The organism is Paraliobacillus ryukyuensis, from assembly GCF_003315295.1.
Taxonomy (GTDB): Bacteria; Bacillota; Bacilli; order Bacillales; family Amphibacillaceae; genus Paraliobacillus; species Paraliobacillus ryukyuensis.
This window is the reverse complement of sequence record NZ_QNRI01000006.1, coordinates 61,018-73,452: the sequence shown is the minus strand read 5'-3', so window position 1 is coordinate 73,452 and position 12,435 is coordinate 61,018. Positions and strand designations below refer to the sequence as shown.

Annotated in this window: 12 protein-coding genes and 1 other RNA gene; 1 reads left to right on the top strand and 12 read right to left on the bottom strand. The window is 35.0% G+C overall.

Features of this window, described 5'->3' with window-relative positions:
- Positions 1–4: 4 nt before the first annotated feature.
- The 6 genes from DES48_RS10010 to DES48_RS09985 form a co-directional block, all read right to left on the bottom strand.
- Positions 5–466, bottom strand: coding sequence for a chemotaxis protein CheW (locus tag DES48_RS10010; RefSeq protein WP_113868900.1), 462 nt, complete (start codon positions 464–466; stop codon positions 5–7).
- 123 nt (positions 467–589) lie between these two features.
- Positions 590–1,039 (bottom strand): chemotaxis protein CheX, encoded by a 450-nt coding sequence (locus DES48_RS10005; protein ID WP_342769943.1) that lies wholly within the window; start codon positions 1,037–1,039, stop codon positions 590–592.
- A gap of 564 nt (positions 1,040–1,603) precedes the next feature.
- Positions 1,604–2,590, bottom strand: coding sequence for a siderophore ABC transporter substrate-binding protein (locus tag DES48_RS10000; protein ID WP_113868896.1), 987 nt, complete (start codon positions 2,588–2,590; stop codon positions 1,604–1,606).
- A 138-nt stretch (positions 2,591–2,728) separates the two neighbouring features.
- A complete protein-coding gene (locus tag DES48_RS09995) occupies positions 2,729–3,487 on the bottom strand; it encodes an iron ABC transporter ATP-binding protein (RefSeq protein ID WP_113868894.1) in 759 nt (252 codons plus the stop codon).
- Entirely contained in the window at positions 3,481–4,428 is a 948-nt protein-coding gene (locus DES48_RS09990) for an iron chelate uptake ABC transporter family permease subunit (protein ID WP_113868892.1), read from the bottom strand. The genes DES48_RS09995 and DES48_RS09990 overlap by 7 nt, the downstream gene beginning before the upstream one ends.
- Positions 4,418–5,371: an ABC transporter permease gene (locus DES48_RS09985; protein ID WP_113868890.1), complete on the bottom strand. Its 954-nt coding sequence runs from the start codon at positions 5,369–5,371 to the stop codon at positions 4,418–4,420. The genes DES48_RS09990 and DES48_RS09985 overlap by 11 nt, the downstream gene beginning before the upstream one ends.
- 225 nt (positions 5,372–5,596) lie before the next feature.
- Between DES48_RS09985 and DES48_RS09980 the strand changes: the two genes are divergently transcribed.
- Positions 5,597–6,022 (top strand): BrxA/BrxB family bacilliredoxin, encoded by a 426-nt coding sequence (locus DES48_RS09980; RefSeq protein ID WP_079710881.1) that lies wholly within the window; start codon positions 5,597–5,599, stop codon positions 6,020–6,022.
- Between the two features lie 366 nt (positions 6,023–6,388).
- Here the strand turns inward: DES48_RS09980 and DES48_RS09975 are convergent, their stop codons facing one another.
- The 6 genes from DES48_RS09975 to ssrA form a co-directional block, all read right to left on the bottom strand.
- Positions 6,389–7,606 carry a coiled-coil domain-containing protein gene (locus DES48_RS09975; protein ID WP_113869019.1) on the bottom strand — a complete coding sequence of 406 codons (1,218 nt, stop codon included), beginning with the start codon at positions 7,604–7,606 and terminating at the stop codon, positions 6,389–6,391.
- Between the two features lie 391 nt (positions 7,607–7,997).
- Complete coding sequence (aroD, locus tag DES48_RS09970; protein ID WP_113868888.1) at positions 7,998–8,759, bottom strand: type I 3-dehydroquinate dehydratase; 762 nt, start codon at positions 8,757–8,759, stop codon at positions 7,998–8,000.
- 97 nt (positions 8,760–8,856) lie between these two features.
- A complete protein-coding gene (gene abc-f, locus DES48_RS09965; protein WP_211318486.1) occupies positions 8,857–10,725 on the bottom strand; it encodes a ribosomal protection-like ABC-F family protein in 1,869 nt (622 codons plus the stop codon).
- A gap of 107 nt (positions 10,726–10,832) precedes the next feature.
- Complete coding sequence (locus tag DES48_RS16405) at positions 10,833–11,006, bottom strand: RAxF-45 family protein (protein WP_281269237.1); 174 nt, start codon at positions 11,004–11,006, stop codon at positions 10,833–10,835.
- A 118-nt stretch (positions 11,007–11,124) separates the two neighbouring features.
- Positions 11,125–11,745 carry a spore coat protein gene (locus DES48_RS09960; protein ID WP_113868884.1) on the bottom strand — a complete coding sequence of 207 codons (621 nt, stop codon included), beginning with the start codon at positions 11,743–11,745 and terminating at the stop codon, positions 11,125–11,127.
- A 229-nt stretch (positions 11,746–11,974) separates the two neighbouring features.
- Positions 11,975–12,336: a transfer-messenger RNA gene (gene ssrA, locus DES48_RS09955) on the bottom strand.
- Positions 12,337–12,435 lie beyond the last annotated feature (99 nt).

Genomic DNA, 12,435 nt, shown 5'->3' with positions numbered 1-12,435 from the left:
TTCCTTATTTCTCTTGAACTACTTGTTTAACTTCGTTTACTTCTTCGTAATTAAGTACATGCTCTAAATCTAATAAAAGTAGTAAACGATCTTCTAATTTTGCAACACCATGCAAGAAATTACCGTTTACACCTTTAATGGTAGTTGGTGCTGCCTCAATAATGCCATCATCAATATCAATAACATCAGAAGCTTCATCTACGACAAATCCCACTTGGACATCATTAATTGGAGAAACAAGCATTCTAGAATGCTCCGTACTCTCTGAACGCGGCAAGTCCATTCTTGATTTTAAATCAATTACAGGGATCACTTCTCCTCGAAGCTCTGTAATGCCGTCAATAAAACTTGACGCCTGTGGCAGTGCAACCACTTGCTGCAAGCGTTCAATTGTAACAATTTGTTGAATACTTGCAGCATAGTTTTGTCCTTTTAATTTAAACACAATATACTTTTCGGTACTCATGATTTTTCTCCTTTATTTGCAAATTATGCGCCATGTCTCCTAAGAGAATCATACCATGAATGATCACAATTAAATAGGAGATTTTGTGTCAAAATTCAACAAAGCTATGGTAAATCTCTTAAACTAATTGCTTAGTAATAAATTTAATTCTAGCTTACCAAATCCTTCATATTGAATCTCAACAAAAAAGGCACGCTTAAATCCTGATAACTTTGCATCCCCTTTTAACACTGTTGGATGTGTGATATCTGTTTTTATATCAACACTTGCCAAGTAAGTAGATAGACTTCCAGCCATCATATTTCCTAACTCACCTGCAAACGAATCAAGCATTTCTCCTGAAAGAGGCATACCAAACATCTTTTCCCCAATATGGCTAAACATTGCATCATCTGACTGTAATACCAATTCACCTTTTAAATCTCCAACAAACCCAATTAAAACACCAAACTTCACAGTTAATGGTGGTGTGATTAATTGTGGACCCCCGATCTTTGGTTTCATTGGAATTATTTTTTCAACCGTTTGAATTGTACCGTTATATACTTCCTTTATCATTTCATTCGTTTCCATATTGGTCATCCTTCCTGTTGCTACATCTTAATCTAGTTAGTTTTTAAATGCCCCTCTTTAGATTCGTAATTTATATTTTTTCTTAAAAATTAAAAAGGTTACTTTTATAATCGACAGAAACATGCAAATAGTAAAGCATTTTTTATATTAATTTTTTCATTTATGTACCGAAAACAAGAAAAAAGGCTGGTACAAAACTAATTTTTAACTACAGTATACGAATGATTGAGGAGAGCTTAACCATCGCAACCGGAAATACACTTGCGTTCTGCGGGCACACAGCACGTGGGTCAGTTAAACGTTGTCACAGGACGTGACGGTTTTCGTCTAACTTCTAGCCGCTTTACAAAGTGGATCTTCGGCTCGTGGAACTACGATTACTCGTCCCATCGAAAACATACGCTGTTCCCGCTAAAGTCCCGTATATTTCCAGTTACTTAGTTATGTTTTCTAACTAAAACGAACGATGGATAAAATAGGTTATCCATCGTTCGTTTATCAGGGATCTTCATTCACTTTTGTCCCAGCCTCAGTGTCTACTTATGTTTAATTCTAAAAGATAGTTTATTGAATTGCTTGTTTAATTTGATTTGCCATTTCTTGAACAGAAGTTAAACCTCCGCCAGAAACATACCAATAATATGGATCTAAATAAACTATGTTATCATTTTTAGCTGCATTAGTGCCGTTGACAAGGTCATTATCCAATGTTTTGGCAGCAGAAGCTTCCCCACCTACGATTGTATTTCTGTCCACTACAAATAGATAGTCTGGGTTTTTCTCTGCAATGTACTCAAAACCAATTGATTGTCCATGATTAGATGCTTCAATGGTGTCGTCTACTGGCGTTATGCCTAATTCATCATGAATAAATCCAAAACGTGAACCAGGACCATATGCACTAACACTACCATCATTTGTTAGAATAATTAGACCTTTACCTTCTGTAGACGCAGCTGCTGACTTCACTTCATCAATTGAAGCCATTACTTCGTCTAGTTTTTCTTGTGCTTTATCTTCCATAGAGAAGATTTTTCCTAATGTTTTTACATTAGCTTGGAAAGATTCTAAATAGTTTGTAGCATCTACCCCCATATAAATCGTAGGGGCTAGCTCTGATAATTCTTCATATGCTTTTGACGAACGTCCAGAAACAATAATAAGATCTGGTTCGATTGTAGCTAGTTTTTCAAAATCGGGTTCAAATAGTGTGCCTGCATTTTCATAAGAACTACTTTCATACTTTTCTAAGTGAGGTGGTAAATTCCCTTGTGGAACACCAGTAACCTCTACACCTAATTCATTTAATGTTTCTAAAGTACCATAATCAAATACAATAACTTTTTCAGGATTTACTGGTACTGTTGTTGTACCTAATTCATGTTCTACTTCAATTTCAGTTGGTGCATCTCCACTTACTTCTTCCGTTTCTGTAGTAGTGTCATCTGTGGAAGAATTGCTTGATGCTTTCGTTTCTTCACTTGATGACCCACAAGCTGCAGTAAATATTAATAATCCTAATATAGATAGAAAGAATACTATTCTTTTCATTTATCTTCACTCCTAATCTGCTATTTTTTTATAGTTATATGTCATTCCTTATCACATCACCTTTCTCCCATCTTTGGGCCCAATCGTAGAAGGGATACTAGGAAAACATGCAGAGTGAAACATATAATGTATAAACAATTATTGAAAATACAAACATATTTTACATTGATCTATATCCTGGATTTTAATATCCATATCATATACATCACGTAGAACTTCCTTATCAATCATGGCGTCTTTTGCTCCTTGATGAACAATCTTACCCTCCCGCAAAGCGACGATGTAATCAGAATAGACTGAAGCAAAATTTACATCATGGATAACAATCACTACTGTTTTACCTAAATCATCTACCAAATTACGTAAGACTTTCATAATCTGAACGGAATGTTTCATATCTAAGTTGTTTAGTGGTTCATCTAGTAAAATATACTCTGTATCTTGCGCAATTATCATTGCAATAAAAGCACGTTGCCTTTGCCCACCACTAAGTTGATCTAAAAACTTATTTTTCATTGAATCTAATTCCATATAATCGATTGCTTCCGCAACTTTTTGCTTGTCTTCTTTTGTCAGCCTTCCTTTTGAATAAGGAAAACGTCCAAAATTAACAAGTTCCTTAACAGTAAGTCGAATGTTTAGATCATTCGATTGTTTGAGAATCGCAATTTTTTTTGCTAACTCGTTACTTTTCACCTGCGATATTTCTTCATCGTCAATTCGAATTTCTCCAGTATCCCTCGTAATTAAGCGACTAATAATAGAGACTAACGTACTTTTACCTGCCCCATTTGGTCCGATGAATGAAGTGATCTTGCCCTTGGGGATGGTAACTGAAACGTCATCTACCACAGCAGTATTGCCATATTTTTTTGTGATTTCGCGTACTTCTACCATGCTTTATTCTCCTTTAGTATTAAGTATAAGAAATAAACACCACCAATAAAGTTAAGAATTACACTTATTGTTGTATTAAAGGTGAATACCCGCTCCACAATCAGTTGTCCCCCAACAAGCGCAATAATACTAATTAATGCAGCACTAGGTAATAAATAAGCGTGCTTATGTGTTTGTAAGAATTCATAGGTTACGTTTGCAACCAGCAATCCTAGAAAAAGGATTGGACCAACTAAAGCTGTAGCAACAGAAATCCAAACCGCAATAATAATAAGCAATCGTTTAACCATATAGTCATAATTGATTCCGAGATTAATCGCATGTGATTTCCCTAATGCCATGACATCTAGGTATTTAATAAAACGCCAAAAGTAAGCTAGAGATAGCAAGATTATGCCAAAAGCATATGGAATAATAGCAGTATGTATACTATTAAAACTAGCAAACAATTTGTTCTGAACACTTAAAAAGTCATTCGGATCAATTAACACTTGCATAAATGATGATAAACTACTAAAAAAAGTTCCAAATACTAATCCAACTAATAAAAGAAAATAGACATTCTGCTGTTTTTTAAATAATAATTGATAGAGCACGAATGCGAATACCATCATCGCAATAACGGATAGGATAAAGTTAATGGTTTGATTGACACTTGCAATGCTAGCGACACCAAATACAAATACAATAAAAGTTTGTAATAACGTATACAGGGAGCCTAAACCAATCACGCTAGGTGTTAGAATGCGATTATTCGTTATTGTCTGAAAAACGACTGTTGCAATTGCAATAACAGTCCCAGTCATTACAATAGCTAACACTTTTTCGAATCTTCTCGGTAATATGTAGTTCCAGTGACTTGGTATACCAGCAAAAAGAAAAATGGAAACTATCGTCAAAGCTAAAATGATAATAATTGATATTTTTAAATTAAGACGCATGTGCCGATCTCCTCATAATTAAGTAAAGGAAGATCCCACTACCAATTACTCCCACAGTAACTCCAATTGCAATTTCATAAGGGAAAATAATAACTCTTCCTATGATGTCACAAGCCAAAACAAATATGCTCCCTAAAAGCGCAGTGTGTGGCAAACTATTTCTTAAATGATCTCCTCGATAAATCGAAACGATATTTGGAATGATTAAGCCTAAAAATGGAATCATACCAACTGTTAAAGTAACCACAGATGTTATAATAGCGACAATAACTAGACCGATATTTACCACTTGTTTATGATTCATTCCTAAGTTTTTCGAAAAATCCTCGCCCATCCCAGCGATGGTGAACTTATTGGCATATAAATAGGCGAATATTACCAAAGGAACACTGATAAAAAGCATTTCATATCTTCCTTGAAGAATTAACGCAAAATTCCCCTGTAACCAGGAGGACATATTTTGAATCAAGTCATTTTGATAAGCAAAAAAGGTGGTAATCGAACTTACAATATTACCGAACATTAGCCCGACGAGTGGAATAAAGATAGGATCTTTAAACTTTACTTTTTCCAAAATTTTCATAAATAAAAATGTTCCAATTAAAGCAAAAATAAATGCAACGATCATTTTTTGGACAGGGCCCGCAGTCGGAAAGACTAGTAATGCAATTAAAATTCCGAATTTGGCAGAATCGATCGTTCCAGCTGTTGTTGGAGAAACAAATTTGTTGCGACTGAGTTGTTGCATGATCAGCCCACAGATACTCATACTCATCCCGGCAATGATAATACTGATTAATCTTGGAAAACGACTAATCCATAAAATATGTATTTGCTCTTCTGTTAAGTGAAACACATCTATTATTGATAAAGAGGTGACACCGATAAATAGTGACACAACACTTAACAGAAGTAGAGCAATAAGTAAATAACGTTTTTTCATAACAAAATCCTCTATATAATCACGTATTAATAATGATATTCATTATCAATTATTTTTTTATATTACCACGATTTTGGTATATGTCAATATTTTTTGTGGATTTTCTTAACTAATTTGTTTAGTAAGTTTTCTATTGAAGAAGTGATTGACTTGACAAACTGCCTAATTTCATGATGTGATTGCCTTACATGTATTAGTAATTTCAGAAAAAAGGAGTATGTAACGATGAATCCATATGAAGCATATATGAAAGAAGTAAGTCAGCCAATGCGCGACGAGTTAACCAATGCTGGATTTGCTGAATTAACGACTGCTGAAGCAGTGGAATCATTTATGGAAAATGCTGAAGGAACTACGCTTGTAGTAGTCAATTCTGTTTGTGGATGTGCAGCTGGTTTAGCTAGACCTGCTGTGTTAGCCGCCGTAGGAAATGAAGTAAAACCAGACCATCTAGTAACGGTATTTGCCGGACAGGATCGTGAGGCTACTGAAAAAATGCGGGAGTACTTTGTTGGAATTGAACCTTCTTCTCCGTCCATCGCTATCTTAAAAGGAAATAAAGTGACGCATTTTATACCTAGAGAACAAATTGAAGGGTATGAAGTAGAAGCTATTACAACAAATGTTGTTAAGGGATATCAAGCTGTTTAAAATGATTATACAAAGACGTTGGTGAGTGAAAATCTCATCAACGTCATTTTTTAATTCTATGTTACAAATGATCGTTTGGTTTTCATTTCAACATCGTCAACATATGACAGAAGGATGCTTGAACCGCAGAGAAAATCTACTCGCTTTCCGCAGACATAGCTTCAGCTAACTTGGCAAATTCCTTTTCCTTTTGCATCTACATCTTTAGGTCATTAAAGAGAGGGAAAGCGTGTATTTTTTTGCTTCTATTTAAGATTTGATAGAGCAAATGACATCCCCACATTTAATATAAAATCAACGTTATGTACCATAGAAGCAAAAAAGATGCGAGTAGAGTACTCGCATCTTTTTTGCTAAGATAACTATTTAGTTGATTACACGACGAACATGACCACTAAAGTGGTTAGCCCAATAGCCACTACCCATATTAGCAATTGCTACGCCAGTAGAACTTTGAGATCCGATAAACTGGTTTCCACCAACATAAATACCAACGTGGCCATTTATTTTATACGTGTCAAAGAATACTAGATCGCCAGGTTTCATCTCACTTGGAGAAACTTTTTGACCTACTCCACTTAAAGAACTTGTGCTTGCTGGTAGATTAACTCCACCTTGTGCAAAAGCCCACGAAACGTAACCAGAACAATCGAACAGCCCTCTAGCTATATCAGAAGAAGAGCGACCACCACCAAATTGATAACTTGAATTGCCAATATACTTGTAACCCGCAGAAATAATCGAGCTTGCATTTCCACTTACTGGTGCAGAACCACTAGATTTTTTGACAGATTTCTCAACTTCTTTGCTGTATGTTTCAATTTGTTGTTCATGACTTTTTGCTACTTGTTCCTTCGCATTAGCTTCCATTTGTGCTAATTCACTATCTTTTAACTCTAGGTCATTAATCATATCTTTACTATTAGCTTCTTTTTCTTCCAGTTCAGCTTTTTTAGATTCATTTTGTTCTTTTTGCATTTCTACTTGCTCTTGAATTGCTTCAAGTTCTGCCTGCATATCTTTTAGATCTTGTAACTTCGTCTCAATCTCAGCTTTTTGCTCTTCTACTTTTTGTTTATCTGCTTTAAATTGATCAATTAAACTATTATCTGCTTGTGTAATCTTAGTAACAATAGATACACGGTCAATTAAATCTCCAAAACTCTTAGATCCGAATAGTACATCCAAATATTGAACGGATCCACCATTTTTTTGTAAAGAGGATGCGCGTTCTTTTAAGATTTCAAAACGTTTTTCAATATCTTCTTCTAATGCAGCTACTTCTTTTTCTAATTTATCTACTTCTTTTTGTTTCTCTTCTATTTTATCTTTTGTTTCTTTTATTTTCTTTTCATTTGCTTGAATCGCTTCATCCACTCGACTAATTTCATCATTCATCTCGATTAATTCTGCTTGAATCGATTCTAGTTCTTGTTTTTTATCTGCTAATTTAGATTGAACGTCTGAACGTTGATCTTGAATTTCACTATGTGTTTCAGCGTGTACCACTGGTTTATCAAACGGAAAAGTTACCATCAAACCGACTGTAATTGTTACCCCTGCTAATACTTTTTTACTATTCACTCGCGTCCACACTCTCTTTCCTATGTATAATTTGACTTATTTTTTACGGATTATGTTTATCATCTTGTAATGTTGGTTAAACTAGTAATAACAAGCTATCTAATACCCTATTAATTTTTCAGCAACGTCAGTATAACATCCAGAGATAACAAACATGTAATATGAATATTACAATTATATTTCAATTTGCATTTTTTAAATCTTTTTTTAGAAAAAATGTAAGAAAATGCATAATAGTTACAATATTTAAGCATATGCACCAATAGGTACCATTTTCCTATACAAAATGAAGCAGACACTAAGGTGAAATACCCACTTTACTGTCTGCTTTTATTTTTAATTTACTAATATCTGAATTTTAAATATAGCTTCATACATAGAATTACTCTATTTATGATGTATAAAAATAATCTAGCATTTGTTGCAATTCTTTGATATTTACTTGACCAGGCGCTGAACTTTTTGTAATAGAAGCAAAGGTGACAGAGGATCCGAATAATCCTCCTACCGTTCTTGATAGCGTTCCTAATTGATCCATAGCCATTGTAATAATTGGTATAGTAGCATATGTTTCTGCCATCGTGTAAGTGGCTTCAAGTAAAGTTAAAACATCACCCGGATTAGTTGGCATTACCGCAATTTTAGCCACATCTCCCCCTATATCCTGCGCTAACTTCAACCGATTAATAATAGCTTCTTTAGAAGGTGTTTTAGCAAAATCATGATTCGAGATAATCGTTAAGACCTCGTTTTGCTTTGCACTTGCCACTAATTCATTGCGCGTAGAGGCTTCTATAAATAATTCAATATCAATAAAGTCGATTAACCCCGTATGGATAACACCTTGATACAATTGAGAATAAGCATCTAACGAAAATTTTTTATTTCCACCTTCTTCAGCTGTTCGGAACGTAAAAATAATCGGTGATGTCTGTAGCTGTTGACGTATTTCTTTTAACACTGTAGTTACTTGATTCATATCATCCACCGCTTGAAAAAAGTCAGCACGCCATTCGATCAAGTCTATTTGTTGGTTTGCAATAACTTGCAGCGCTTCATTTATTTCTGCTAGTGTCTTCCCTACAATAGGTACGCATACCTTAGGTTTCCCTTCACCAATCGTTATATTTCTCACTTGTATGCTAGACTTCAACTTCGACAGTCCTTTTTTCAGAAATTTGTATTTATCATTATATCACTAATACATTTAAGGAAACATTACTTGTTTCTCTTATATTAAAAAGCTTCCTTTATGGTAACTGTTCTATTAGTGCTTCCCAGTAAGTTTCTAACTCTTGTTTTTGTTTTAACAGCCTTTCTAGTTCGACGGGTTCATTTGTATTTGCTATTTGTTCTTCGATCGTTTCCAATTGTTTTTCTAGTACTTCCATTTCCAAGGTATTGTCCTCACTTTTATATTTTTGAGTGATCGAAGTATTATTATTATTTCTAACTTGTTTAGGAAGAGCGTTTTTTTCTGCATGTTCCACTTGTAATTGTTTTCGTTTTTGCTTCGCCCAAGTATAATCACCAGGAAAATACGTTACGGTATGGTTCTCAACCCAATAGATTTTTGAAAAAATCTGATTAAGAAAATAGCGATCATGTGAAACACCAATAATCGTACCAGAAAAATGGGTTAGTGCGTCTTCGATTACTTCTCGAGATTCGATATCTAAATGATTGGTTGGTTCGTCTAAAATAAGCACATTAATGTCTTTGTACATCAGTTGTGCTAAGCGAAGGCGCATTTTTTCTCCTCCACTTAAATTTGCTACCGATTGAAACACAGCTGGCCCATAAAACATAAATTGAGCAAGGATATGTCTAGCTTTTCCTTCTGTCACCGCTATTTCTTCACGAAAAAGTTCTAAAACCGTTTTTGTTTGATTATCAGTAAACATGTTTTGCCATAGATAACCAATTTTAGCATTGCTACCAATTTTCACTGTACCTTCGTCAGGTGTCAACTCACCTAGTATTAATTTCAGCAATGTCGATTTTCCTGTTCCATTGTCACCAACAATTGCTACGCGATCTTGGTAATCGATATCGAGCGTAACATCAGTAAAGATTAATTTATGTTCAAAATATTTGCTGACATCCGTTAATTGCACGACATCTTTTCCAGAACGATCACTTGCTTGAACTACAAAATTCATTTTCTTGTGTTCAAGTACTGGCTTGTTGATTTTCTCCATTCGTTGCAATGCTCTCTCCATATTTCGAGCCCGCTTATGTAAGCCTTCATTTGGCGGATTTGCTTGATTTGCCCATTGTCTTAACCGCTTAATCGCTTCTTTCATCTTCTTGATCTTCTTTTGCTGCTCTTGATACGCTTGAAACTCAATTAGCATCCGTTTTTCTTTTTCTGCAACAAAGTTACTATAATTCATCGGATAAGAAGTAATTTCTCCATCTTCTAGGTCTAGAATAATCGTTGCTACATCATCTAAAAAATAGCGATCATGGGAAACCATTAAAATGGTACCATGATAATGCTGAACAAACTGGGTAAGCCATTCGACTGCTGTTACATCCAAATGATTGGTCGGTTCATCTAATAGTAAAAGATCTGGTTCTTGCAATAATATATAGGCAAGCCCCACCTTTGTTTTCTCTCCTCCGCTCAGATCATTAAAATAGTGAGAAAGTAAGTTAGAAAGCTTGAGCCCATTCGCTACTTGTTCAATTTTGTATTCCATATCATAGCCGCCTGCTAAAGCAAACTGATCTTGTAATAAACCATACTGCTTCATTTGGTTTGCTAATTTTATTTCATCCGTAACGCTAGCCAGTTCTTGTTCTAGCTTAATTAGCTCTTTTCGCATGTCATTTAGTTTGGAAAATGCTTGTGTTAGTACTTGGTATACACTTTCTACATCTGTAACACGCGGTATTTGTTCTAAATAGCCAACACGCATGTCTTTCTTCAGATGAATTTTGCCATTATCCGGTTGCTCCAACCCTGCTATCAATCGAAGTAATGTTGTTTTCCCCGAACCATTTCTTCCTACTAAGGCCATGCGTTGATTTTCTTTTATATCTAAATTTATCTGATCGAGTACTAGGTTTCCTCCATACATTTTACTAATTTCATGCACACTACATAATATCATGTGTTTTTCCTCCTGTTTCCAACACACACGATAAAAAACAAAAAAGCCATGAGAAGACATTCTTCCCATGACTCTATCACTTAAAATAGACCGACTATTTATAAGCTTTATGCACCTATCATGTGGGTAAAAGATGTTTTCTTTCTTGCGTTTCGGTTATAAAGTTGATTAAAAAAGGACAGATGTATCCCGTTGGAAACTTTAACCGCAAATTTTGCACGAGTGAAAAGCAGGCATTTTAACCGACCATTATTGTGCAACGCAACAAATTGATTTAACATCCTTCCCCACCTCCATTCCTTAACTAATCTACATTTATTGTAGCCCTAAACAATTATTCTTGCAACAATTATCTGAATTATTCATCAGATTTTTAATTATACATTATTAATTAACAGATTAATGAATATTTGTTTGTGGAGCTTTGCCGTACGTTTGTACCATTGTATTCATATCTTGTGGAGTTAATTGCGCTACTTGATAATAACCATGTTTGTTTTGATAAAGGAAAATCTCATAACCCATTTCAATTAAGTTAGGTAAACTATCTGCAATGATCCGACGCACAATAGGATTATTCATCTCAAGTGCTGCCATGGAAAACGTGGCTGTCGATCCTTTGACTAACTCTAACATGAAAGAAGAATAACATTCATCAGTGAGTTCACTTGCTGTTTGTTTCGGTTTTTTTGGTTGGCCGGGTTTTAATCCATAGATGACTTCGTTACTTTGAGTCATTTTATATTGTTGTGTCGGTGTTTGTGGATCTTGTCCTGTTTGAAAACTTTCGACAATGGTATTGTACATTTGTGTCATAAATGTGGCTTGACGCTGCAAGATATCTTTTAATTCTTGGTCTTGAATTTGTTGCTCGTATAGTTTATATTGATCCATCATACTTAGCATACCACCAATCAATTCATGTGCATCAAATAATTCATGCGCGCCATGATTGTGGCTTGTTCCTTGACCTGTGATATTTTGTTGCCCTTGCATATTCGGCATATTTTGACTTTGCATAACGTTTACCTCCTAGTTGTTTAATTCATTGTTTAGGGTACCCATTTCACAGATATTTATGTGATTTGCATTTTTTATTTTAAAAATAGAATTGATTGTTTAATTCACTTTATCAAACCATCCAAATAAAAAAGCCACCTTCTAAGAAGATGACTTTAACGTTATGATTATTTAATTAAAAATTACCACCAACATGAAACACATTTCCATATCCATGGTAGATATGTATTGGTGGAGACGGAGGGAGTCGAACCCTCGTCCAGAGATATCGGCACTCAAGCTTCTACATGCGTAGTTGATATATTATCATTCGCAAACTATTCAGCCTATCAACAGGCTTCCTAGTCGCTAGTCTGATTGATCTCTTCTGAACATCCTCAGACGGTGGATGCCAGCGTATCCCGCTTCAGTTGAGACCCTTCAATCTACCACACGGGCGATGGTAGGAAGGATCCTTTAGTGCTACTTACGCAGCAGCTAAAGAGTAATTGTTTTCTTTGCCAGTTATTATTAACTGAGAACGTTTTACGAGCCGTAACCTCGACATGCAACCTGAGCTCGACCTATCCCTGTCGAATCCGTAACGTCCCCATAAAAAGGAACAAACGGATATGGCTACATTCAGCCTATATCATATAAAATTGTTTGTTTTTCGTAAGACAACTATTATTATAACAAAAACAGAGAAAA